The sequence below is a fragment of the Rhodococcus sp. IEGM 1354 genome, from assembly GCF_030056855.1.
Classification (GTDB): domain Bacteria; phylum Actinomycetota; class Actinomycetes; order Mycobacteriales; family Mycobacteriaceae; genus Rhodococcoides.
In genome coordinates, this window is record NZ_JASHKT010000005.1 from 23750 (window position 1) to 47880 (window position 24131).

26 protein-coding genes are annotated in these 24131 nt (G+C 64.9%); 9 read left to right on the forward strand and 17 right to left on the reverse strand.

Annotated elements, in window-relative coordinates; all coding sequences use genetic code 11:
- Positions 1-7 precede the first annotated feature (7 nt).
- Together QM588_RS12205 and QM588_RS12210 are read left to right on the forward strand one after the other, a co-directional pair.
- Complete coding sequence (locus QM588_RS12205; RefSeq protein WP_283313624.1) at positions 8-2062, forward strand: PTS fructose transporter subunit IIABC; 2055 nt, start codon at positions 8-10, stop codon at positions 2060-2062.
- 43 nt (positions 2063-2105) lie between these two features.
- Positions 2106-2363 carry an HPr family phosphocarrier protein gene (locus QM588_RS12210; RefSeq protein WP_283313625.1) on the forward strand — a complete coding sequence of 86 codons (258 nt, stop codon included), beginning with the start codon at positions 2106-2108 and terminating at the stop codon, positions 2361-2363.
- On the opposite strand, the gene QM588_RS12215 is transcribed toward QM588_RS12210, so the two are convergent.
- The 5 genes from QM588_RS12215 to QM588_RS12235 form a co-directional block, all read right to left on the reverse strand.
- Positions 2360-3454 carry a hypothetical protein gene (locus tag QM588_RS12215; protein WP_283313626.1) on the reverse strand — a complete coding sequence of 365 codons (1095 nt, stop codon included), beginning with the start codon at positions 3452-3454 and terminating at the stop codon, positions 2360-2362. The two genes, QM588_RS12210 and QM588_RS12215, sit on opposite strands and share 4 nt — an antisense overlap.
- Before the next feature lie 5 nt (positions 3455-3459).
- Positions 3460-4998: a GTPase HflX gene (gene hflX / locus QM588_RS12220; protein WP_283313627.1), complete on the reverse strand. Its 1539-nt coding sequence runs from the start codon at positions 4996-4998 to the stop codon at positions 3460-3462.
- 67 nt (positions 4999-5065) lie between these two features.
- Positions 5066-5935 (reverse strand): diaminopimelate epimerase, encoded by an 870-nt coding sequence (dapF, locus tag QM588_RS12225; RefSeq protein ID WP_283313628.1) that lies wholly within the window; start codon positions 5933-5935, stop codon positions 5066-5068.
- 24 nt (positions 5936-5959) lie between these two features.
- Positions 5960-6901: a tRNA (adenosine(37)-N6)-dimethylallyltransferase MiaA gene (miaA, locus tag QM588_RS12230; RefSeq protein ID WP_283313629.1), complete on the reverse strand. Its 942-nt coding sequence runs from the start codon at positions 6899-6901 to the stop codon at positions 5960-5962.
- Positions 6894-7616: a class III extradiol dioxygenase subunit B-like domain-containing protein gene (locus tag QM588_RS12235; protein ID WP_283313630.1), complete on the reverse strand. Its 723-nt coding sequence runs from the start codon at positions 7614-7616 to the stop codon at positions 6894-6896. Before QM588_RS12235 ends, miaA begins: the two co-directional genes overlap by 8 nt.
- Before the next feature lie 152 nt (positions 7617-7768).
- On the opposite strand from QM588_RS12235, the gene QM588_RS12240 reads away from it, so the two are divergent.
- Positions 7769-9253, forward strand: a complete 1485-nt coding sequence (locus QM588_RS12240) for a DUF349 domain-containing protein (protein ID WP_283313631.1) — start codon at positions 7769-7771, stop codon at positions 9251-9253.
- A gap of 26 nt (positions 9254-9279) precedes the next feature.
- On the opposite strand, the gene QM588_RS12245 is transcribed toward QM588_RS12240, so the two are convergent.
- Positions 9280-9867: an Rv2732c family membrane protein gene (locus tag QM588_RS12245; protein ID WP_032366619.1), complete on the reverse strand. Its 588-nt coding sequence runs from the start codon at positions 9865-9867 to the stop codon at positions 9280-9282.
- Complete coding sequence (miaB, locus tag QM588_RS12250; RefSeq protein WP_072692104.1) at positions 9864-11414, reverse strand: tRNA (N6-isopentenyl adenosine(37)-C2)-methylthiotransferase MiaB; 1551 nt, start codon at positions 11412-11414, stop codon at positions 9864-9866. Before miaB ends, QM588_RS12245 begins: the two co-directional genes overlap by 4 nt.
- Positions 11415-11663: 249 nt before the next feature.
- Here miaB and QM588_RS12255 point away from each other — a divergent pair, with 249 nt between their 5' ends.
- The 4 genes from QM588_RS12255 to QM588_RS12270 all read left to right on the forward strand — a co-directional run bounded on the left by QM588_RS12255 (position 11664) and on the right by QM588_RS12270 (position 14921).
- Entirely contained in the window at positions 11664-12392 is a 729-nt protein-coding gene (locus QM588_RS12255; protein ID WP_174557262.1) for an amino acid ABC transporter ATP-binding protein, read from the forward strand.
- 52 nt (positions 12393-12444) lie between these two features.
- Positions 12445-13275 (forward strand): glutamate ABC transporter substrate-binding protein, encoded by an 831-nt coding sequence (locus tag QM588_RS12260; protein ID WP_283313635.1) that lies wholly within the window; start codon positions 12445-12447, stop codon positions 13273-13275.
- Between the two features lie 96 nt (positions 13276-13371).
- A complete protein-coding gene (locus QM588_RS12265) occupies positions 13372-14049 on the forward strand; it encodes an amino acid ABC transporter permease (protein WP_283313636.1) in 678 nt (225 codons plus the stop codon).
- Positions 14049-14921 carry an amino acid ABC transporter permease gene (locus QM588_RS12270; RefSeq protein ID WP_283313638.1) on the forward strand — a complete coding sequence of 291 codons (873 nt, stop codon included), beginning with the start codon at positions 14049-14051 and terminating at the stop codon, positions 14919-14921. The genes QM588_RS12265 and QM588_RS12270 overlap by 1 nt, the downstream gene beginning before the upstream one ends.
- A gap of 107 nt (positions 14922-15028) precedes the next feature.
- On the opposite strand, the gene QM588_RS12275 is transcribed toward QM588_RS12270, so the two are convergent.
- The 5 genes from QM588_RS12275 to QM588_RS12295 all read right to left on the reverse strand — a co-directional run bounded on the left by QM588_RS12275 (position 15029) and on the right by QM588_RS12295 (position 18877).
- Positions 15029-15580 carry a regulatory protein RecX gene (locus QM588_RS12275; RefSeq protein WP_283313640.1) on the reverse strand — a complete coding sequence of 184 codons (552 nt, stop codon included), beginning with the start codon at positions 15578-15580 and terminating at the stop codon, positions 15029-15031.
- A gap of 12 nt (positions 15581-15592) precedes the next feature.
- Positions 15593-16630, reverse strand: a complete 1038-nt coding sequence (recA, locus tag QM588_RS12280; RefSeq protein ID WP_037189523.1) for a recombinase RecA — start codon at positions 16628-16630, stop codon at positions 15593-15595.
- Positions 16631-16825: 195 nt separating this feature from the next.
- On the reverse strand, positions 16826-17017 hold the full coding sequence (locus tag QM588_RS12285) for a DUF3046 domain-containing protein (RefSeq protein ID WP_206490592.1): 192 nt from the start codon (positions 17015-17017) through the stop codon (positions 16826-16828).
- Between the two features lie 10 nt (positions 17018-17027).
- Positions 17028-18200: a glycosyltransferase gene (locus QM588_RS12290; protein ID WP_283313642.1), complete on the reverse strand. Its 1173-nt coding sequence runs from the start codon at positions 18198-18200 to the stop codon at positions 17028-17030.
- Positions 18201-18265: 65 nt separating this feature from the next.
- Entirely contained in the window at positions 18266-18877 is a 612-nt protein-coding gene (locus QM588_RS12295) for a TetR/AcrR family transcriptional regulator (protein WP_442972919.1), read from the reverse strand.
- Between the two features lie 239 nt (positions 18878-19116).
- On the opposite strand from QM588_RS12295, the gene QM588_RS12300 reads away from it, so the two are divergent.
- On the forward strand, positions 19117-20013 hold the full coding sequence (locus QM588_RS12300) for a diacylglycerol kinase (protein WP_283313646.1): 897 nt from the start codon (positions 19117-19119) through the stop codon (positions 20011-20013).
- 12 nt (positions 20014-20025) lie between these two features.
- On the opposite strand, the gene QM588_RS12305 is transcribed toward QM588_RS12300, so the two are convergent.
- The 5 genes from QM588_RS12305 to pgsA form a co-directional block, all read right to left on the reverse strand.
- Positions 20026-20199 (reverse strand): hypothetical protein, encoded by a 174-nt coding sequence (locus QM588_RS12305; protein ID WP_283313647.1) that lies wholly within the window; start codon positions 20197-20199, stop codon positions 20026-20028.
- Between the two features lie 98 nt (positions 20200-20297).
- Entirely contained in the window at positions 20298-21167 is an 870-nt protein-coding gene (gene pspM / locus QM588_RS12310; protein WP_283313650.1) for a phage shock envelope stress response protein PspM, read from the reverse strand.
- 45 nt (positions 21168-21212) lie between these two features.
- Positions 21213-22022, reverse strand: coding sequence for a PspA/IM30 family protein (locus tag QM588_RS12315; protein WP_027496827.1), 810 nt, complete (start codon positions 22020-22022; stop codon positions 21213-21215).
- 144 nt (positions 22023-22166) lie between these two features.
- Positions 22167-22508 (reverse strand): helix-turn-helix domain-containing protein, encoded by a 342-nt coding sequence (locus QM588_RS12320; protein WP_032407083.1) that lies wholly within the window; start codon positions 22506-22508, stop codon positions 22167-22169.
- Between the two features lie 219 nt (positions 22509-22727).
- Positions 22728-23321: a CDP-diacylglycerol--glycerol-3-phosphate 3-phosphatidyltransferase gene (gene pgsA / locus QM588_RS12325; RefSeq protein ID WP_283314124.1), complete on the reverse strand. Its 594-nt coding sequence runs from the start codon at positions 23319-23321 to the stop codon at positions 22728-22730.
- A 203-nt stretch (positions 23322-23524) separates the two neighbouring features.
- Here pgsA and QM588_RS12330 point away from each other — a divergent pair, with 203 nt between their 5' ends.
- Positions 23525-24112, forward strand: coding sequence for an amino-acid N-acetyltransferase (locus QM588_RS12330; RefSeq protein ID WP_283313653.1), 588 nt, complete (start codon positions 23525-23527; stop codon positions 24110-24112).
- The last annotated feature ends 19 nt before the right edge of the window (positions 24113-24131 follow it).

Below are 24131 nucleotides of genomic sequence, written 5' to 3' on the forward strand. Positions count from 1 at the left end.
AGCCCCCATGTCCAGCCCCACCGAAGATCAGCCGATCATCGCCGAGGATCTGATCCTCCTCGACGCCGATCTGGGCGAATCCAAAGCTGCCGTCATCGAACGCCTCGCAGGCGTTCTGGCAGACGCGGGTCGCGCAACCGACACCGACGCCCTGCGCGACGCAGCACTGGCTCGCGAAGCTCAGTCGGCCACCGGCCTGCCCGGCGGCATCGCAATTCCGCACTGCCGTTCCGAGGCGGTCACGAGCGCCTCGCTCGGCTTCGCACGCCTGAACCCCAAGGTCGACTTCGGTGCCCCCGACGGCCCCGCCGACCTCGTCTTCCTCATCGCTGCACCGGCCGGTGCCGGTTCGGCCCACATGAAGCTGCTCTCGAGCCTGGCCCGTGCGCTGGTCAAGCCCGAGTTCGTCACCTCACTACGCAACGCGTCCTCGCCCACCGAGATCGTCTCGCTGGTCGACGGCGTCATCAACCCGGCCGCCAAGCCGGTTGCAGCAACCGCCGCAGCTGCGCCGGTCGACACCGCGAAGCACAGTGCGCCCGCAGCCACTACCGAGACGGCAACGACCGCCTCGCCCAAGCACATCGTGGCAATCACCGCGTGCCCCACCGGAATTGCGCACACCTACATGGCTGCGGATTCGCTCGTCGCCGCAGGCGAGCGCGCCGGCGTGACAGTGCACGTGGAGACTCAGGGCTCGAGCGGCAGCACGCCCCTCGATCCCGCACTCATCGCCGGTGCCGAGGCCGTCATCTTCGCCACCGACGTGGGCGTCAAGGGCCGCGAACGATTTGCCGGTAAGCCCGTCATCTCCTCCGGCGTCAAGCGCGCCATCAACGAGCCCGACGTCATGGTCACCGAAGCGCTCCGCGCGGCTCTCAACCCGGATGCTGCCCGCGTCGGCGGCACCGCCGTCGCTGCCGGCTCCACCGACTCTGCCGGTGAACTCGGCTGGGGCACTCGACTGCGTCAGATCCTGCTGACCGGCGTCAGCTACATGATTCCGTTCGTCGCCGCCGGTGGTCTGCTGATCGCCCTCGGCTTCCTGCTCGGCGGGTACGAGATCAAGGATGTCGCCGAGGACATCGTCGTCAACAACTCCATCACTTCGCTGCCCGACGGCGGAATCGCCGCCTACCTCGGTGCCGTGCTGTTCCAGATCGGCGCGCTGTCCTTCAGCTTCCTGGTGCCCGCGCTGGCCGGTTACATTTCCTATGCCATCGCCGACAGGCCAGGTCTGGCACCAGGATTCACCGCCGGAGCGGTGGCCGTGCTGGTGGGTGCAGGCTTCATCGGCGGTCTCGTCGGTGGTCTGATCGCCGGCTTCGTCGCACTGTGGATCAGCAAGTGGAAGATCCCCTCAGTACTGCGTGGCCTGATGCCCGTCGTCATCATCCCGCTGTTCGCCACCCTCATCGTCGGCGCGATCATGTTCCTGCTGCTCGGCAAGCCGCTCGCCGCGATCACCAGTGGACTGACCGACTGGCTCAACGGACTCAGCGGTTCCTCGGTCATCATCCTCGGCATCATTCTCGGCCTGATGATGTGCTTCGACCTCGGCGGACCGGTCAACAAGGCGGCCTACGCCTTCGCAACCGCAGGCCTGTCGGTCACCGACACCGCATCACTGCGCATCATGGCAGCGGTCATGGCGGCCGGAATGGTGCCGCCACTGGCCATGGCACTGGCCTCCACCGTTCGCTCGCGTCTGTTCACCGAGGCAGAGCGCGAGAACGGTAAGGCTGCATGGTTCCTCGGAGCAGCATTCATCTCCGAGGGCGCAATTCCGTTTGCCGCGGCCGATCCGTTCCGCGTCATCCCCTCGATGATGGCCGGCGGCGCAGTCACCGGTGCCATGATCATGGCCTTCAACGTCACCCTCAGCGCGCCCCACGGCGGGATCTTCGTGTTCTTCGCCATCGGAAACATCCTGTGGTTCATCGTCTCGCTGGCCGTGGGCACCATCGTCTCCGCATTCCTGGTGGTCTCCGCCAAGCAGTTCATCAAGGGCAAGAACGCACCGACGGACGCCGAACTCGACCCGGCACTCGCCACCGTCTGACACTCGATACGATCGCAACGAACCCACTACGAAGGAGCAGCTCATGCCCAGCACCACAGTCGCCGTCGGATCCTCGATCGGTCTGCACGCTCGTCCCGCAGCACTGATCGCCGACGCCGTCGCCGAAGCCGGCGTGGACGTCACCCTCGCAGTGGCCGACTCGGAGCCGGTGGATGCAGGTTCGGCCCTGATGATCATGACACTCGGTGCCACCAAGGGCACCGAAGTCACCGTCACCAGTGACGACCAGGCAACTCTCGACAAGGTGGTCGCACTCGTCGAATCAGATCTGGACGCCTAACCAGAGCGCATCGATCGCCGGACGGTGAATCCCACCGCTCCGGCGATCAGCACCACCCCGGCAGCGACGGCAGCTCGGAATTCCCATTCCGAGTCCGTCGCTGTCGTCGTCTGTGCGGGAACCGCAGGATCACGGGTCGGCGACGCCGGCGCAGCCGAGGCGGACGATGGTGTCGACAGCTCCACCGAGGTCACGTTCGGGATCTTCAGAATGGGCGGCAGCGTTCCGTCGGTCGGTCCGAACCCGGCTTCCGACGCGAGCAGAACGGAACCGTCGCCCAGGAACGCCACCGCCTCGCCCTGCGGCTGAGCCGGTAGCGCGAGGACGGCTCGGGGTGAGGTGGGGTCGACCAGCGCCGACGCGACGTCCCCGTCGGGCGGAAGGAACACATACGCATCGGTGTACGTGCGCACCACGGCGGTCGATCCGTCTGCACTCACCGCTCCCCCGGTCGCCAGGATCGAGCCGACCACGAACGGCGGCCCACCGGCCGTACCGGTGGCCGTAAAAGCCATCTCACCGACCTTGCGCAGCGGCGTCGGGCCCGGACTGCTCAGATCGGTGACGGATTCGTCTCCGGCAGGGACGTACACCCCGCTGACACCCGAGAGTTCCTTGGTGACGATCACCGGCCGACCGCCGGGTTCGATGAGCAGTGTCTCGGCGTCGTGTGCGCCATCGGGGTACGTGAGCCGGTGCAGTTCGCCCTCGCCCGTCGTCGGGTCCATTCGCGTCAGTGCCACAGTGTCGCGGCGCAACTGATTGTCGCCGATGTCGGCCAACCACAGTGAGCCGTCGTACGACGCCATGTCCTCCACGTCGTACGGGTCGACGGGAACATCGATCCAGCGCTGCACCGCACAGTTCGCGTCGAGCACCGCCACCCGATCATCGGCACCGCTGTCGCCGATCCCGTACACGGTGCCGTCGAGCACCGTCGCACCGGACAGCTCTTCGAGTCCGGGATCGGTTGGTAGACAGTAGGTCACAACGTCGACCGGCGCGGCCAGGGCAGTCGATGCACAGGTCAGCACGATCGCCGTGCCGAGCGCAGCCGCGGCACCACCACGCACCACTGCGCGCGGATTCACCGAACTCAGGCGCTGGGTACGGTCGCGGTGAACTCGACGAGGGCGGCCGCAAGTGATTGCGGCACACGGGCTTCGACGCGTGTGCCGTCCGCCTCGTGTGTCGACTGCACTATTCGGCCGTCGGTGTGGATCCGGGCGACCAGATCGCCGCGGGTGTACGGGACGAGGACGTCGACCAACACATCGGGCTCGGACAGAATGTCGCCGAGGTGATCCCGCAGTGCATCGATGCCTTCACCGGTCTTGGCCGAGACGAATCGTGCGCCGTCGAGCAGGCCACGCAACTGCGTCAGCTGGACCGGATCTGCGGCATCGATCTTGTTGACCACCAACAACTCCGGTGGCATCTTCGCGTCCTGCTCGCGGACCACCTCGGTGATCACTTCGCGTACTGCTTTGATCTGATCGATCGGAAGCGGATCGGAGCCGTCGACCACGTGCAGCAGCAGGTCGGCGTCGGTCACTTCCTCCAGCGTGGAGCGGAAGGCCTCGACCAGCTGGGTCGGCAGGTGCCGGACGAATCCGACGGTATCGGTGAGCACGATCGCGCGGCCGTCTTCGAGCGTCGACTTACGCGTCGTCGGATCGAGGGTCGCGAACAGCGCATTCTGAACCAGCACACCGGAACCGGTCAGCGCGTTCAACAGACTCGACTTGCCCGCATTGGTGTATCCGACGATCGCGATCGACGGCACCGTGCCACTGAGCCGCTGCTCGCGTTTGGTGTCGCGTGCCTGCTTCATGCCTTTGATCTCACGGCGGAGCTTGGCCATGCGCTCACGTATGCGTCGGCGATCGGTCTCGATCTTCGTCTCACCCGGTCCACGAAGACCCACGCCGCCGTTGCTACCGGCGCGTCCACCGGCCTGACGCGACATGGATTCACCCCAGCCGCGGAGCCTGGGCAACATGTATTCCATCTGGGCGAAGGCGACCTGTGCCTTGCCTTCTCGTGACGTCGCGTGCTGCGCGAAGATGTCGAGGATCAGTGCGGTTCGATCGATCACCTTGACCTTGACGACCTTTTCCAGCGCATTGAGCTGGGCGGGCGTCAGTTCGCCGTCGCAGATCACGGTATCGGCCCCGGTCGCGAGCACGATGTCGCGCAATTCCTTGGCCTTACCCGAGCCGATGTAGGTTGCCGCATCGGGTTTGTCCCGACGCTGCATCAGCGCCTCGAGTACTTCGGAGCCTGCAGTCTCGGCGAGCGCGGCCAGTTCGGTCATGCTGGATTCGGCCTGTGCCGCGGTACCGGTGGTCCATACTCCGACCAGTACGACGCGTTCGAGGCGCAACTGCCGGTACTCGACCTCGGTGACGTCGGCGAGCTCGGTCGACAGTCCGGCGACTCGGCGCAGCGCGGTGCGCTCCTCGAGTTGCATATCGCCCGAGGACGGGGAGTCGTCGTCGAGGGGTGAGCGCGCCAGCCGCCTCGACCATGCGTCGGACTCCTCGCGGGTCCATGCAGATTCGGTATCGGGTGAACCGTCGGCATCATGGTCGACCGGTTCGCCCGCAGGAGATGTTTCATGTGAGTTCGTCATACAACCCCCATGATCCACGAAAAGCCCAGCGTGTGCACGCGGGTTTCGCTCAGAGCCGGTTCGCCGGTCAGGACCGACCGGCGAACCAACGGTCGTCGACCTCTCCCCGGGCGAGCAGTACCGACGGTCCGCGCAGGGTGGCACCGACGTGGTCGATGGCCACCCGGACCCGGCCGCCGAGCACACCGACACTCACGTCTCCGGTCTCGAGCCCCTCGTAACTGAGCGCGGCAGCGGCCGCCGCGACGGTTCCGGTGCCACACGAGCGTGTCTCTCCGACGCCGCGTTCGAAGACGCGCATCTCGACTGCGCCGTCGTCGAGCCGGGTCAGAATCTCGACGTTCGCACCGTGGGGAAAGAACTCTGAATCGAGACTCGGCGGAGCCGTGAAGTCCAGCGCTTGCAACCCGGTGCGGTTCAGCGTGGGATCGACGCAGGCCAGATGCGGATTCCCCACATCGACGCCGATCCCCTCGTACGCTGCACCGGCCAGGGTCGTCGAGCTCGAACCCAGCAGGGTGACATCGCCCATGGCCACGGTCACATCGGCATCGGTTTCGTCGTACGAATGCACCGTCACCGCACGTGCGCCTGCGCGAGAGCCGACCACGAACTGGTCGCGTTGCTCGAGATCGTGGACTCGCAGGTAGTGCGCGAAGACTCGGACCCCGTTTCCGCACATCTCGGCGATGGTGCCGTCACCGTTGCGGTAGTCCATGAACCAGTCGTCGGCTTCGACACCGGCCGGGATTCGATCGAGCACACCCGCGTCACGCAGCACCCCGGCGCGCGCGACGCGCAGTATCCCGTCGGCACCGATCCCCTGCCGTCGATCACACAGCACCGCGACCGCCGACCTGGTGAGTTCGAGCTCGGCACCGGGATCCGGCAGCACGACGAAATCGTTCTGCGTTCCGTGGCCCTTGGCGAATTCCATGTCGGCGAGTCTACGGGGACCGACCTACGCGAGTTCGATCGCGGACAGCGCATCCGACCGCAGGGTGGGCGATGCGCCGTCGAGCCACCGCACTCGTTCGTCACGTCGGAACCACGATCGCTGGCGGCGCACATAGCGCCTCGTACCGATGAACGTCCGCTCCCGAGCATGGTCGATGTCGTACTCCCCGGCCAGCACATCGAGCACCTGGGCGTATCCGATCGCCCGTGAGGCCGTCACCCCGTCGCGCAGACCCAGATCCAACAGTCCTTCCACCTCGTCGAGCAACCCGGAATCGAACATGCGCCGAGTACGCAGATCGATCCGCTCGTCCAATTCCGCAGTGTCACGATCGACGCCGAGCACCACCGTGCCCCAACGTGGTTCACCGATGACGGGGGCCGAGGCCGCGAACGGCCGACCGGTCAATTCGACCACTTCCAAGGCCCGCACCATTCGCCGTCCGTCCGTGGGGAGGATCGACGCGGCAGCGTCCGGATCGACCTCCGTGAGAGCTCGGTGGATCGCGTCGACTCCGTCGCGTTCGAGCACCGCCTCCCATTTGGCTCGGACTACCGGGTCCGTGGCGGGAAAGGCCCATTCGTCGAGCAGAGATTGGACGTACATCATCGAACCGCCCACGATGATCGGCCGACGGCCACGCGATCGGATGTTCTCGACGTCGGCGACGGCAGCCGATTGGTAACGCGCCACCGTCGCGATGTCGGTGACCTCGAGCACATCGAGCTGATGGTGCGCGATGCCCCGGCGCTCCGATACGGCCAGTTTCGCGGTACCGATGTCCATCCCCCGGTACTGCTGCATCGCGTCGATGTTGACGATCTCCCCGCCCAGATCCTCGGCCAGGTCCAGCGCCAGATCCGACTTGCCTGCAGCAGTCGGTCCGATCACCGCCACCGGTGTCGTGGCCGAATCCCCGGCAGTCGCGTCGGTTCCGTCAGCCACGGGACCAGACTCCGACGAAGTATCCGACACCGAACGGTGCGCCCCGATACAGCTCGGTCGTCGACACGGCGTCGGTTCCCGCGAGTGCTGCGAGCATCTGCCAGGCCGGCCGGCCCCGAACACCGATGGCTGCGCACAGGTCCTCGTCGAGCTCCGTGAGGGCGTCGACGTCGGCGGTGGCGAGAGCATCATCGATGTGACGCTGCACGTCCGCGGCGCGCGAGTCGAACGACCCCGGTGCCTTCGGGGTGAGGGTGTTCGCGCCGTCTGCCAGCACCAGCACTCCCCACCTGCCGTCCGACACGTCGAGTTCGCGGCGCAGTTCCTCCCCGGCCTGCGAGCACCATTGCGCGCTCGCGTCCGCGGGTACCGTGCGGACCTCGATGGCCCCGTCGGCCGCCGCCGCACCGCGCAGCCAGCCGGCGAGGAGAACCGCCAGCGGCAACTCGGGGTCCGGCCCGGACCGTGCCGGCGAGCCGGACAGCCGCACCTCGACATCGACACCGTACCCACGCATGGTGCCGACCGTCGTCTCGTCGTACCGCCCCTCGCCGTCGTCGACTCCGACCGCCAGCCACCGGTCGGCCACCGAGGACAGCTGCTCGACGGCAGAGACAGCAGCGGCCCGAAGCTCGGTTGCCTCGGCGGCTGCCCGGCCCATCAGTTCGGGGACCAGTAACGGCGGAGAGGGCACCAGGGCCGCGGCACAGAACACACGTATCACGCTAGTCGGTGACGCGACATGGCCGGACGAGTCCACCTCGAACCGTCTGAGCTGTTTCAATGGTCCGATCGGTCGTCACCGAGTTCAATGGTGTCCAGATCGCGATCGTAGGCAGCCGTGACGCGCGGCAGAGATGAGGAACAATGACCGACCCGAACGCCGGTACCCCCGCCACCCCCGACGCCCCGTCGTCGGTTGCACCCGCCGACCAACCCGGCGCTGACGCGACCGGTACAGCCCCGACCGGTGGACCCAAGCCAGGCGGCGGCCCCAAACCGGGCGGCGGGCCGAAGCCCGGCGGACCGAGTTCTGCTTCTCCTCGTCCCGGCGCACCCCGCCCCGGCGGATCGTCTGCAGCCAAGCCACACCCGACGGCCGCGCATGTGCCCACCGTCGTCCCGGCGGTCGCGCCGGCGAGCGATCCGAGCAAGTACGGCCGAGTAGACGACGACGGCACTGCGTGGGTGACCACCTCGGACGGCGAACGTCAGGTCGGATCCTGGCAAGCGGGCGACGCAGCCGAGGGCCTCGCACATTTCGGGCGGCGCTACGACGATCTGGCCACCGAGGTCGGACTGCTCGAGGCCCGACTGACGTCGGGGACCGGCGATGCCAAGAAAACCAAGGCCGCCGCCTCTGCACTGCTGGAGAGCCTGCCGACGGCTGCGGTGATCGGCGACCTCGATCTGCTGGCTCGCCGACTCCACGCCGTCGTCGAGCATTCCGACGCAGCAGCGGCCGTCGCCAAGCAGGAGAAAGAGCTCGAACGCGCCGAGCACACTGCTCGCAAGGAAGCCCTCGCCGCCGAGGCCGAGCAGATCGGCAGCGAATCGACGCAGTGGAAGCATGCCGGGGATCGGTTGCGCGAGATTCTGGACGAATGGAAGACGATCCGCGGGGTGGATCGAAAGATCGACGATGCGCTGTGGAAGCGGTACTCGAAAGCCCGGGAGAACTTCAACCGACGGCGTGGGGCGCATTTCGCCGATCTCGATCGGGAGAGAGGAGCAGCCAAGACCCGCAAGGAGGAGCTGGTCGAGCGCGCCAAGGCGTTGTCCTCATCCACCGATTGGGGTCCCACTGCAGCGGCATTCCGTGACCTGCTGGTGGAGTGGAAAGCGTCGGGCCGAGCTCCGCGGGACGCCGATGACGCGTTGTGGAAGAACTTCAAGGCCGCTCAGGACGTGTTCTTCGCGGCGCGCAATGCCGCGGCGTCGGAGCGCGACGCGGAGTTCGAGGCCAACGCCGAGGCCAAGGAAGCGTTGTTGGCGAAGACACATATCGATCCGAGCAAAGACCTCGACGCTGCTCGTGCGGCGTTGCGTGATCTGCAGGACAAGTGGGATGCCATCGGGAAGGTTCCGCGCGAGAAGATGCAGGAACTCGAAGGCAAGCTCCGGGCGATCGAGAAGTCCGTCCACGACGCCGTGGAGTCTCAGTGGCGTCGGTCCGATCCCGAGGCGGTTGCCCGCGCGGCCCAGTTCCGTGAGCGAGTGGCCCAGTTCGAGGATCAAGCTGCCAAGGCGACGGCGGCAGGCAAGACCAAGGATGCCGAGCGGGCGCGTGCTCAGGCCCAGCAGTGGCGTGAATGGGCCGATGCCGCGGAGAGTGCCGTCGACGAGCTGTGACCTGGGGTGCGGGCGGCCACACGGACTCAGGGGTTCGAGTGGCCGTCCCACAGGCGCAGCTTCTGCTCACCCGACGCCGCTGCGATGCGGCGCTGTTCTTGTGCGGCGAGCTGAGAGTTGGTCTTGTTCCAGACCGCTTTGAGCCAGTGGAACGTCAACACCATCACCGCGATCCACGCGATGACGAGACCGATTCCCGGTCCGCCGCCTTGCAGGTTGTCCGGAACGGTCTGCCGCGTCCAGATCGAGAGCATCCCGTACACCGACGACACCGCGCACCCGGCGAGGGCGGCCCAGGCCAGCGCCCAGACGCGGGTGACCAGCGCGAGCACCGACATCACCACACCGAACGTCAGCACCAGCACGACGAAAACGCGCGACGGCAGGGCAATCGATTCCGCGACCGCTGCGTCGCTGCCCGTCAGCACGTCGAATCCTGTGGCCGATCCGGTGTGCGGCAACGCGAACGTGACCAACAGGACCAGCACGAGACCGGCCACCACCATGGCTCGCGCTCCCGGATCCAGCTCGGTCATCACCGCTCGCTCGGTTCGTCCGAGTTCCTCGGCGGTTCGCGAGGGTACGACGCGATCGGGTCCATCTGTGTCTGTCATACGGTGCATCCTGTCTGAACCGGAAGCGGTGCCGGGGCACCGATCGAGGGAAGTCCGAGACCGACCCCGATCGGGGCCGTCTTCGGCATGATGCCGCGTTCGTGGGCGTCGCCTGCCGCGGTCCGTCGGTGCGTCAGCACTCCGGCGTCGGCGATCAGGTGGTACGGGGCCGCGGCGGTCAGGGTCGTCGTGACGACGTCGCCCGGGCGAATGTCGCCCGCCCGCTCGGCGTCGACGGCGAAGTGCACCAGTCGGCCGTCCCTGGCGCGTCCGCTCATCCGATGAGTTGCGTTGTTCTTGCGCCCCTCACCGGTGGCGACGAGCAATTCGACCTCGGTGCCGATCAGGGCCTGATTCGCGGCCAGGACGATCTCCTCCTGCAACGCGATCAACCGCAGATACCGTTCCTGTACAACCTCTTTCGGTACCTGATCGGGCATGTCGGCTGCCGGGGTGCCCGGGCGCTTGGAGTACTGGAAGGTGTACGCGTTGGCGAACTTCGCGCGCCGCACCACCTCGAGCGTCTGCTCGAAATCTTCTTCGGTCTCGCCGGGGAAGCCGACGATGATGTCGGTGGTGATGGCCGCGTGCGGCATGGCCGCGCGAACCTTGTCGATGATGCCCATGAACTTCGTCTGTCGATAGGACCTGCGCATCGCCTTGAGGATTCGGTCCGAGCCGGACTGCAGCGGCATGTGCAGAGTGGGACAGATGTTCGGGGTCGATGCCATCGCCTCGATGACGTCGTCGGTGAACTCGGCCGGATGCGGAGACGTGAACCGCACTCGCTCGAGTCCTTCGATGGATCCGCACGCGGTCAGCAGCGCGGCGAACGCCCCGCGGTCGCGAGGTAGATCGGGGTCGGCAAACGAGGCACCGTAGGCGTTGACGTTCTGCCCCAGCAGCGTCACCTCGAGCACGCCCTGGTCCACCAAAGCCTGTACCTCGGCGAGGATGTCGCCCGGCCTGCGGTCGATCTCCTTGCCGCGCAGCGCCGGAACGATGCAGAAAGTGCAAGTGTTGTTGCAGCCCACCGAAATCGATACCCAGCCGGCGTACGCGGACTCCCGCTTGGCCGGCAGGGTGGACGGGAAGGCGTCGAGAGACTCGAGTATCTCGACCTGAGCCTGCTCGTTGTGCCGGGCGCGCTCGAGCAGTACCGGCAGCGACCCGATGTTGTGCGTACCGAAGACCACGTCCACCCACGGAGCCCTGTCCACGACGGTGTTGCGGTCCTTCTGCGCCAGGCAACCGCCGACGGCAATCTGCATATTGGGGTTTCGCGTCTTCGCGGGCCGGAGCATGCCGAGGTTTCCGTACAGCTTGTTGTCCGCGTTCTCGCGTACAGCGCACGTGTTGAACACCACGAGATCTGCGTCGGTACCGGCGTCGGCGGGCACGTAACCAGCCTCTTCGAGCAGCCCGGACAGGCGTTCGGAATCGTGAACGTTCATCTGGCAGCCGTGTGTGCGCACCTCGTAGCTGCGGGCACCTGCCGCCGATGGGGCACTGGCCGTCTCGGGGTCGACGCTCCCGCGATCGGTCACGTCCACGGTCGAAAAAACACTCGTTTGCACCTCTTCAGGGTACGTCCATCGCACGGGCGGACACGCCGGGGTCACGGGGCCCTCCGCGGACTGTGCAGGCGCTATGCGAGCCGACAGTAAAGTTTCCATTACATAATCGAAGACTGCGGGCGAAAACGCCGGTCGGCGAGGAAACTACGCATAGGGTTTCCACCTATGACGCACGCCACCGACGCCCCGGCAGCGACACCACCGCCGGGCGCCCCTTCGATGATCTCGCTCAAATCCGTCGACAAGCACTTCGGTGATCTGCACGTACTCAAAGACATCAATCTCGAAGTGCCGGCCGGCCAGGTCGTCATCGTCGTGGGTCCGTCCGGATCCGGTAAGTCGACGCTGTGCCGGACGATCAACCGGTTGGAGCCGATCGATTCCGGTGCCATCGAGGTCGACGGGGATCTACTCCCCGCCGAGGGCAAGGCCCTCGCTGCACTGCGTGCGGATGTCGGCATGGTCTTCCAGTCGTTCAACCTCTTCGCACACAAGACCATCCTGCAGAACGTCATGCTGGCACCGATGAAGGTGAGAAAGCTCAAGAAGGACGAGGCCGAGAAGAGCGCACTGGCTCTGCTCGAACGCGTGGGCATCGCCAACCAGGCAGACAAGTACCCGGCTCAGCTGTCGGGAGGTCAGCAACAGCGCGTGGCCATCGCCCGCTCACTCGCCATGAACCCCAAGGTGATGCTCTTCGACGAGCCCACCTCGGCCCTGGATCCGGAGATGGTCAACGAGGTACTCGACGTCATGACCTCGCTGGCCAAGGAGGGCATGACCATGCTCGTCGTCACCCACGAGATGGGCTTCGCCCGCAAGGCAGGCGACCGAGTCATCTTCATGGCCGACGGTGCCGTCGTCGAGGACACCGATCCCGAAACCTTCTTCAAGTCCCCGAAGTCCGAACGCGCCAAGGACTTCCTCGGCAAGATCCTCGGTCACTGATCAGATTCACCGCTCGTCCCCGCACACAAGACCTATCCGAAGGACATTCACTGTGAGAATCACCCGACCGCTTCGCCTCGGTGTCGCCATCGCCGCTCTGTCCATCGTCGCCACCGCCTGTGGCGGCGGCGAAGAAGCGCGCACCATCTCGAGCAGCGCCGAGAACGGCAGCCTCATCGTCGGAATCAAGTTCGACCAGCCGGGCCTCGGCCTCCGCAATCCGGACGGCTCGTTCAGCGGCTTCGACGTCGAGGTGGCCAAGTACGTCGCAGACAAGCTCGGTGTCGACGAGGCGAACATCGAATTCAAGGAATCCCCGTCCGCGCAGCGCGAGACGCTGATCCAGAACGGTGAGGTCGACTACATCGTCGCCACCTACTCCATCACGGACACCCGCAAGGAGAAGGTCGGCTTCGCCGGACCGTACTTCGTAGCAGGTCAGTCGCTCCTGGTGAAGCAGGACAACACCGACATCACCGGTCCCGATTCACTCGAGGGCAAGAAGCTGTGCTCGGTCACCGGTTCCACCCCGGCACAGAACATCGCCGACGAGTACCCGGGAGTCCAGCTTCAGCCGTTCGACACCTACTCCGCCTGCGTCGAAGCACTGCGCAACGGCACCGTGGACGCCGTCACCACCGACGACATCATCCTCGCCGGTTACGCCGCTCAGTCCCCCGGTCAGTTCAAGGTGGTCGGTGAGCCCTTCACCACGGAGAACTACGGCATCGGCCTGAACAAGGACGACACCGACGGACGCAACAAGATCAACGACGCCATCGAAGAGATGGTGACCAGCGGTGCCTGGGAGCAGGCATTCAACGACACGGTCGGCGCGTCGGGCTACCCGCTGCCGAGCCCGCCCACCGTCGACCGTTACTGATCGACTGCTACTGATCGACCACGCCGTCGTGTCCCGCTCGTCGCGGGCGGGACACGACGGCTCGATCTCGCCGAGCCGTGAGGATCAACAAGCACCGTGAACCTATTGAGCAAGTACGGCGATCAACTGATCGACGCGTTCCTCTCGACCATCTACCTGACGTTGGCTTCCCTCGTCGGTGCATTGGTCATCGGAACGATCATCGCCGCGATGCGCGTGTCACCCATCCCGATTGCGCGCGGAATTGCGGCGACGTACGTCACCATCTTTCGTAACACCCCATTGACCCTGATCATTCTGTTCACCTCGTTCGGGCTGTATCAGACAATGGGCGTTTCTCTGGCGTCGGAGTCCTCACCGACCTCACTCGACGACAACAACTTTCGATTGGCAATCCTCGGGCTGAGCATCTACACCGCGTCGTTCGTGGCCGAGTCACTGCGATCGGGCATCAACACCGTCCCGGTCGGGCAGGCCGAAGCTGGCCGCTCGTTGGGAATGACGTTCACCCAGAACATCTCGATCGTCGTTCTTCCTCAGGCGTTCCGCGCGGTGGTCGGCCCGCTGGGAAGCGTCGTGATCGCATTGACGAAGAACACGACCATCGCATCGGTCATCGGCGTCGCCGAGGCGTCGTTCCTGATGAAGAACATGATCGAGAACGAGGCCGCGATCTTCGTCGTCGGCGGAATCTTCGCGCTCGTCTTCATGATCTTGACGCTCCCGACCGGGTTGCTGTTCGGTTACATCAGCAAGCGATTGGCGGTGTCATGATGAGTGATGCAGTAGCAGTTCTGTACGACGTTCCCGGACCGAAAGCGGTACTGCGATACCGCATTCTGACTGTCGTCGTCGCGGTGATCTCGCTCGGAATCGCATTTTTGATCTACCGTGCCCTCGACTCGAAGGGGCAGCTCACCGCCGAGAAGTGGGATCCGTTCCTCGAATCGACAACGTGGACGACGTATCTGCTGCCCGGTATTCAGGGAACTCTGGTCGCGGCGGCATTGTCGATCGTGTTCGCCCTGATTCTCGGTGCCGTCCTCGGCATCGGCCGCCTCTCGGATCACCGTGCTGTACGGATCGTCAGCGGTGCGATCGTCGAATTGTTCCGTGCGGTCCCCGTGCTGATCCTGATGATCTTCCTGTACGCGGTGTACGCCGATTACGAGGTCTTCAAGGTCAAGTACCTGGCGTTGGCCGCGGTGGTCACCGGCCTGACTCTGTACAACGGATCGGTGATCGCCGAGATCGTACGTGCCGGAGTCAATTCACTGCCGAAGGGTCAGCGCGAAGCCGCCTCGGCGCTGGGCATGCGCAAGAGCCAGGTCATGACCCTGGTACTGCTCCCCCAGGCCGTGACCGCGATGCTGCCCGCCATCATCTCGCAGATGGTGGTGGCACTGAAGGACTCGGCGCTGGGATACATCATCGGGTACGTCGAAGTCGTCCGTTCCGGTCAGCAGGTCGGCGCGTTCTACAGCAACTACCTTCCGTCGCTGATCATCGTCGCCGTCATCATGATCATCATCAACTCGGCATTGACGAAACTGGCCACCGTGGTCGAGCGGCGTCTGCGTTCTCGTAAGCGCAAGGCCGGCGCGACCGAAGTGGTTCCGGCTCTCGACGGCGGTCAGGCGGCCTGATCGCGCTTCGGCCGAAACATTCGAAAATCCTGAACAAGTATGGCCCGCAACACCGATGGTGTTGCGGGCCATACTGTTTCTCGACGGCTCCTACTCGAGGTGGACGATCACATCGAATCTGGGCCGTCGAAGTCTTCGGTGTCGGCTCCTGCGCGATCGAGTTGTTCCTTGACCACGGCGAATGCCATTCCCTGCGAATAGCCGCGGCGGGCCAGCATCCCGACCAACTTGCGCACTACTTTGTCACGTTCGGCTCGCGCGTCGGGCCCGTCCGGATCCGGCAGATGTAGCGTTCGGAATCTCTTGCGCACCAACTCCGCAGCACGTTGCCGTTCGTCTTCGGAATCGATCAGATCGAGGGCGTTCACAGCCAACTCGTTGCTGACGCCTTTGTTCCGTAACTCCATGCTCAGTGCGCGTTTGCCCTTGCCCGAGTATTTGTGCCGGGATTGAACCCACTGTTGCGCAAAAGATTCGTCGTCGACGAGCTTCGCTTTTTCGAGACGGTCGAGAACTGCGTCCGCGATCTCGGCGGTGAATCCCTTTTTGGCAAGATTCGTTTCGAGTTCGTGCCTACTGCGCGCTCGGTCGGTCAGCAACCGGAGGCAGACATCTTTCGCCTGCGCTTCGGTGCCGCCGCCGTCGTCTCGCTGCTGCACAGCAGCAACGGGTTAGAAGTCGACCGGAGCGGCTGCGGGATCCTCCGCTGTGACGTCCGCGCCGATCTGCAGCTTCTCCATGATCTTCTTCTCGATCTCGTCCCGCACATCGGGGTTCTCGAGCATGAACTTGCGGGCATTCTCCTTGCCCTGGCCGAGCTGGTCACCTTCGTAGGTGAACCAGGAACCCGACTTACGAATGAAGCCGTGCTCGACGCCCATGTCGATCAACGAGCCCTCGCGGCTGATGCCCTTGCCGTAGATGATGTCGAACTCGGCCTGCTTGAACGGCGGCGCGACCTTGTTCTTGACGACCTTGACCCGAGTGCGGTTACCGATGGCGTCGGTTCCGTCCTTCAGGGTTTCGATGCGGCGGATGTCGAGGCGAACCGAGGCGTAGAACTTCAATGCCTTACCACCGGTGGTGGTTTCGGGAGAGCCGAACATGACGCCGATCTTCTCGCGCAACTGGTTGATAAAGATGACGGTGGTGCCGGAATTGCTCATCGCGCCGGTGATCTTACGCAGCGCCTGGCTCATCAGACGAGCCTGCAGACCCACGTGACTGTCGCCCATCTCGCCTTCGATCTCGGCGCGCGGTACGAGAGCCGCCACCGAGTCGATCACGAGAATGTCGAGCGCACCCGAACGGATCAGCATGTCGGCGATTTCGAGGGCTTGCTCACCGGTATCGGGCTGCGAGACCAGCAGTGCATCGGTGTCGACACCGAGCTTCTTCGCGTAGTCCGGATCCAATGCGTGCTCCGCGTCGATGAAGGCGGCGATGCCGCCGGCCCGCTGAGCACTGGCCACGGCATGCAAGGCTACGGTGGTCTTACCCGAGGACTCCGGGCCGTAGACCTCGATGACACGTCCACGCGGCAACCCTCCGATGCCGAGTGCCACGTCGAGCGCGATCGATCCCGTAGGGATGACGGCGATGGGCTGGCGGACCTCGTCACCGAGGCGCATCACCGAACCCTTGCCGAAGTTCTTGTCGATCTGCGCGAGTGCGAGATCGAGCGCTTTGTCGCGATCGTATGCAGCCATCGTGAGCTCCCTGTGTCGTGTCGTTCAGCTGTGTCGTGTCGATCAGCTTTGTCGTCGGTAACGCTAGAACGGGGTACCGACAAGAAGTTTCTCTGGACCGCTCAGCAACCGTTGACACCAGCATAGGGGAACACGTGTTCGAGTCAACTACCACGACGTTCGACACGCCGAGCAAACTCGATCCGAACTACTGAGCTACCAGCGTTCTTTCGGAACGTCGAACTCGTAGCAGATCGAGCGCCATACTTCCCTCGGGTCGACGCCCTCCTCGATGGCCTGAGCCCCGGTTCGTCCGATCCCGGACAGCACATGATCGGCCAGCAGGGAATTGCCACGAACGGAGCCGAACTCCTCGGTGAGCAGTTCACGAAATTCGGTCAGACGCACATCGTCAACCCTAACGTCCCGTCCCTCGCCCGCTGCGGGCGAGGACCTCGTGACATACCTCCACCGGATCCCCGACCGACGTCGCGCCGGCCGCGGCCACGGCTGCAGCCCTGGCGAATCCCGGATCGGCCAGAACGTCGGCCACCGCGCCGGCAATCGAAGTTGCCGTAGGGGGTCGCACGATAATGGCACTCCCCTGCCGCGCAGCCCGATTCGCCAGCTCCCACTGATCACCGCCACCGGGCACGGTCACCACCGGAACTCCGTGCATGAGCGCTTTGGCCAACATGCCATGGCCACCCCCGCACACCACCACATCGGCGTGACGCAGAAGTTCGTCCTGCCGACCGAGGCCCGCATTCGCCCAGTTCGGCAATACGTCGGGAGCCCCGTCGAGAACCGACGCCACTACCCGAACCCCTGTGCCGTCCAACCCTTTCAGTGCCATCTCGAGCATTCCCTCGGCACCGGTGAACGCCGTCGACGGGGCAACCATCACCAACGGTGATTCGCCGTCGGGCAGCTCGAGTAGGTCGTCGGTCGGCTCCCACAGCAACGGACCGATCACGTGCGCGTCCTCGGGCCAGTCGGGACGCTCTACCTCCAACGCGGGAATGGTGGCAATAAGTCGAGCACTCGGGCCCGGATCCCGGGCAGGTAGCCCGATACTCGTCCTGGCGAGGGAGCGTTGAGTACGTCCCTGCGCGATCGAGCGCGCCGTCAACGCGCGCATCACCGTATCGCGAAGACGCCCTCTGACACCGCGACCGGGCGCGAGCCCACTTCCGATGGGCGGCAACCCCTTCGATGGCGAATACAAAGGGTGGGGCGAGAGCTCGACCCAGGGAATTCCCAGTTGCTCGGCGGCCATTCCGCCTCCGGCAGTGAGAATATCGGACACCACCAGATCCACGTTCTCGCGCTCGAGGTCCGGCAACAGTTCTGTCGCGACAAAGGCTGCGCGCGAATGAATTCGCTGCCCGGCATCGAGATCGTCGTCCTCCGGTCGCGGTAGCAGGCCACCGAGTTCCAGCGTGCGGAGACCGGCCGCTCTGGCGTCGCCGACCCACCGGCTTCCGGTGAACAGGACCGGATCGTCACCCGCCCGCCTGAACAACAGCGACAACGCGATAGCGGGAAACGCATGTCCTGGGTCCGGGCCGGCCACCACTGCTACTCGCACGCGCCCAGCGTGCCACATCGCCGCACTGGACGATCACCGATCGTGCCGGGCAGCGGAGCCGACGGTCAGGCGTGCTGGGGGCGAAGGTAGGCGTCGACGGCGTCCGCCATCTGACGTACCACCTCGCCACCCGGAACCCGTTCGGACACCATCTCGGCGGACTGGACGGCGGACTGGACCATGAGCAGAACGAGCGTCGCCAGGGTATTCGGATCCCCGTCGCGGATCGACGAATCACGTTGTCCCGCTTCGACAAGACGCGCCACCGCATCGATGATCAACGATTGACTGGTACCGAGGCGGTGCAGAATGTAAGTCGCGAGCACGTCCGAGTCGGACCGCAGAATCTTGACGAACAACGGGTGCTGCCTGATTCGATCGCCGGCCTGAATCACAGCCACGACGATCTGCTCGCGTCCGGACGCGGCGGCGTCGAAGTCCGGAATCAGCGCAGCGATCTCACGGGTGAGCAGGCTCGACACCACTGCTCGGGTATCGGCCCAGCGCCGGTACACCGTGGGCCTGCTGACTTTGGCGCGCCGTGCGATCTCGGCGAGTGTTGTGCGCTTGACTCCTCGTTCGAGGATGCACGAGCGTGCGGCGTCGAGAACGGTGTCCTCCACCGACTTCTCGGGTGCTGCGCCCGGGGAGGGCTCGACCGAGGCGGGGTTCGACACCTGCTGCTCGATCACAGATCACCCTTCGCACAACGGCCGGAAGTAAAGTACTTCACTCGGAAACATTTCGTATCGTTACTATACCTCACAGTAACAGCGACACCATGTTGCACAGTCGCCGTCAGCCCGTCCGACCGTATCCTTCGGCTTACCTTGCCGAGTGCCGATCACGCCGCCGACCTGCGCAGGAAACGTCGACCCTGGCAAGCTGATCGAGTGACCGAAGAATTCGAGCCTGCATGACGCGATCGGTGACCGTACTGACCAATCCGACGGCCGGCGGTGGTCGCGCCGTCCACGCGTCGCGGCGCGCCGTGGCACGCCTGCGCGAGCGCGAACTCGACGTCTCGACCGTCGAGGGCCGGACGGCGGGTGATGCGCTGGAGTTGTTGAAGCGAGCCATCGGGTGCGGAACGGATGCCGTCGTTGCCGTGGGCGGCGACGGGGTCGTCAATCTCGCGCTACAGGTGATGGCGGGAACCGACACTCCGCTCGGCCTGATTCCTGCGGGCACAGGCAACGATTTGGCCCGGACGCTCGGGGTCCCCCTCGACGATCCCACCCGCGCAGCGGATCTCGTGGTCGACGGAGTCGTGAGGTCGATAGATCTCGGTAGGGTCGGGACACGTTGGTTCGGTACGGTCCTGTCGAGCGGCTTCGATTCACTCGTCACCGAGCGCGCCGGCCGCCTGCAGTGGCTTGCCGGTCCGCTGCGGTACAACGCGGCCATGGTACTGCAGTTGGCTGCTCTCCGAACGCTCTCGTACACAATAGAATTGGACGACGCCGAGCTGCACCTGGATGCCGTTCTCGTCGCCGTCGGAAACGGCAGCAGCTACGGCGGCGGCATGGCCATCTGCCCGACCGCACAAGTGGACGACGGGCTGTTCGCCGTCACTGTGGTGCGGGATGTGAGTCGAACGCGGCTACTTGCGCTGTCGCCGACGTTGTATCGGGGTGCCCACGTCGACCTTCCGGAGGTCGAGGTCTACAGCGCCCGGAACGTGACCGTACGCTGCGACGACATGGTGGCGTACGCAGACGGCGAACGCATCGCCGAATTGCCCGTCACGGTCGAATGCGTGCCGCGCGCGTTGCGAGTGTTCGTCGGAGCGGATTCTGCACTGCGCACGTAACGCGGCCTGCAGTCAGTATTCGAGCGACGAACGGTCGTGCCCGGAGGAGATGGCCTTGTAGAGCCACACCAGCCCGAAGACGATCGCCCCGGCCACGACCAACCAGAACAAGCCCTTGATGATGCTGCCCAGCAAGGCAAGTGCGATCCAGACGAGGACGATGAATCCGAGAATTTTCCAGAACATGAACGGCTCCTACCGTATGACGCGCACCGGGTCGTATCGCGTTATGTCGATACTGGCAGCCGATCACGGCGAACACATCGGGGTGAACCCTGATCTTCTCACCGGTGTCGTGACCGGATTTCGTCGAGTTCGGTGAGCGCGTCGGCCCACCCCTGCAGTCGATCGGTGGCAGACAACAATTCTCGGCGATGTGATTCCACCACGTTCTTCGACGTGGACCCGGCCGGTCCGGTCATCCGGACTGCAGCGGCGACGAGATCCTCGTACTGATCCACTCCGGAAGCGAGATCGCTTGCCGCAGCCTCGATTCCGGGCCGTAGATGCGTGCGTGTCGATGCGCTTACCGCTCCCGCACGTTCGAGGGCCGCAATGTCGACGGCAACACCTTCCAAGCCCCTCACCGCATCCGAGGCAACGCCGATCATCTCTTCGACGTCTTCGGCGGCGATGGTGCCCGATCGCGCCAGAATTCCGAGCAGCTCGAACAGACTCTGCTCTGCGCCCGCCAATCGTGACATCGGCTCGAATGCGGCAGATCCGCGCTGCGGTAGCGAACGCCTGCCGGGCAGTCCCACCGGAACCGGTTGACCTCGCAGTCGCCGCAAACGACCCAATGCGAACACTGCAGGAACAGCCAGGAGCGCGGCAGAACCACCACCGACGAACAGAGTCCATTCCGGTGCCGACAACGCAGCTATCCCCGCAGTACCGACCGCAGTGGTCGTCGACGCGGCCCCGAATCTGATACTTCGCCGTCGAGCCCGTCGAATCTTCTTCAGGTGCTTGGCACGTGGGTCCTTGCGACGGCCGGCGGCATCGAGCAGTGAGGTTCCTGCGGCTCGCGCTGTCTCGGCCAGTGACCGGACCACCGCTCCGGATTCGGCAACGGCGGCTGTGACCGTCTCCCTGTCCAGCGAAACGGCCGGCCGCTTACGCGACCGGCCGGGTTCGTGATTCTTGTTGCTCATGTGTCGGAACTACTGTCTACTCGAACGAACTTCGCGTTCGGTCGATCACGCCTGTGCTGGCGGCTCGGGCGTTGCGTCCGGGGCCTTGGCGATCGACGGCTTGGCGGCGGAATTACCCGTGGGCAGGGAGTCACCGGCCATGGAGGCACGAATCTGCTCGAGCCGGCTGTGACCGGCCATCTGCACAGATGCCTGCTGAACCTCGAGCATGCGTCCGGACACCGAGTTCTGAGCGAGCTCGGCGGAACCGAGCGCGTCTGCGTAACGACGCTCGATCTTGTCGCGTACCGCATCGAGACTGGGGGTGTTCCCAGGTGCCGACAACGTGCTGTCCATCGAGCGCAGCGATTCGCTGACCTTCTCCTGCATCTTCGCCTGCTCGAGCTGGCTGAGCAGTTTGGTGCGCTCGGCGACCTTGGACTGCAGGGCCATGGCGTTCTGCTCGACTGCCTTCTTGGCCTGCGTGGCGGCCTGCAGAGACTGGTCGTGCAGAACCTTGAGATCCTCGACGCTCTGCTCTGCGGTCACGAGCTGGGCCGCGAACGCCTCGGCCGCGTTGGTGTACTGGGTGGCTTTCTCGACGTCACCTGCAGTAGCGGCCTGATCGGCCAGCGTCACGGCCTGACGCGCGTTGGCGTTGAGCTTCTCGACCTCGTCCAGCTGCCTGCTGAGCTTCATTTCGAGCTGACGCTGATTGCCGATGACGGACGCCGCCTGCTGAGACAGCGCCTGGTGCTGCCGCTGCGCGTCTTCGATCGCCTGCTGAATCTGAACCTTCGGGTCGGCCTTCTCGTCGATCTTGGAATTGAAGAGGGCCATCATGTATTTCCAGGCCTTGACGAAAGGATTAGCCATGGGGTGGTCCTGCCTCCATCTGTTGCGCCGCGGTGGCCGCGTGCGGGTCGGCTGCTCTCGCAGTGACCGAAATGAACCTGTCAGTGCAGTGAAGTACGGGTGACTCGGTGGGGCCGGCAGCCGACATCGGCTACTCGTTCGATCTTAGGCGGCGGCAAGAGCTCTGGCAGCAGGTGCCGGGATCACGACCCGCGTATCACCGTCGATGCGGGTGGCCACAGCCGATTCGTCGGAACGCACAGCGGCAGTGGATGCATCCGACAGCGTGACGCTCACGTCGCTCATCACATCGGAAAGAGGCACGGCCAGGGCATCGCAGATCGCAGCGAGAAGTTCGCTCGACGCTTCCTTGCGGCCACGTTCCACCTCGGAGAGGTAGCCGAGGCTCACGCGCGCGGTGTTGGAGACTTCACGCAGGGTGCGGCTCTGTGCGACGCGAGTACGCCGCAAACTGTCGCCGAGTGCTTCACGCAATAGCAGCGCCATCTCGCTCCTCCTCGTTGGTGCTGATGCCGACGACTGTGCCGTCGAGACGACCACGTTCGTATCGTTCGTTCGAAGCCGTCGTAGGGTCAACGTCCCAGCCGGTCCGATTGGTTCCCGACCCTATATGTCCGTCGCCTCCGACACGCGCCGAAGGGGCTCCGACACGGCTGTCAGAACTGTAACTTCCCGCATCGCCTCGTGGTCGCTTGTCGAATGCACTCACACCGAGGACACACCCCGGCGCAGCCGAATTGCCTGGACCACGTAGTCCATACCGGTGTACACGGTCAGCAGAACCGCAAGCGCCATCAGCGCCATCGCCACCGGATCGACTGCGCTGGGCAGCGGACACAGGTACACGCCGATCGCGAAAGTCTGAACCAGCGTCTTGACCTTGCCGCCACGACCGGCCGGAATGACCCCGTGACGAATGACAGCGAAACGAACCGCGGTGATGCCTATCTCGCGTACCCCGATGATCGCCGTCACCCACCAGGACAGATCGCCCAGCATCGACAGTCCGACGAGGGCGGCACCGATCAGCGCCTTGTCGGCGATGGGGTCGGCCATCTTCCCGAAATCGGTGACGAGTCCGTACTTGCGGGCGAGTTGGCCGTCGATCCGGTCCGTGATGGCCGCTGCGGCGAAGATCGCCGTCGCCGCCAACCGCCACGAGGTGTCCTGACCGTCTCCGACGAAGAGCGCCGCAAGGAAAACGGGCACCAGAGCGATGCGCAGCACGGTCAGCACATTGGCGATGTTGAGCAGCGGGACGGCGTCCGATCCGCCCGGAGCAGCGTTACCGTGCGGCAGCCCTGCACTGCGCGAAGCACCGCCGGGCGGGACACCGCGGCCCGGCACTGTCGGCCCGGTCACGAACACCCTCTTCGGTCGCGGACCGGGCATTCGATGGCATGTCGGCGTTCGCGCAGCACCGACCCGTCGTGACGGGGACACTGCTCGCTGAACGACACACGGAAAGTTTATCGGTTGCATCGGTGACTACTGTTCACCACATGACTTCTGGGCCGAATCGGGCGAGTCGCGACACCGCCGATCCCGAATCCGACGAGTATTTCGACACCGTGGACGGCAAGTCCGTCGGCGACGCCACCCTGGTCGTGCGTCGAGCCCGAACCTCCGACATTCCCGAGATCAAGCGGCTGATCGACATCTACGCGGGTCGAATCCTGCTCGAGAAGAACCTGGTGACGCTGTACGAGGCAGTGCAGGAATTCTGGATTGCCGAACGCGCTGGTGAGGTCATCGGATGCGGAGCACTGCACGTGCTCTGGGCGGACCTGGGTGAGGTACGCACGGTGGCGGTCGACCCCGCAGCCAAGGGGCACGGAGCCGGTCATCTGATCGTTGCCAAACTCATCGAGGTGGCACGCGAGCTGGCGCTGCAGAAGGTGTTCGTGTTGACCTTCGAGGTGGATTTCTTCGCCCGGCACGGGTTCTCCGAGATCGAGGGAACGCCCGTCACTGCCGAGGTCTACGCGGAAATGTGCCGGTCCTACGACACCGGCGTCGCAGAGTTCCTCGACTTGAGCTACGTCAAGCCGAACACATTGGGCAACACGCGCATGCTGCTTTCGCTCTGACAGAATTCTCCGGACACCC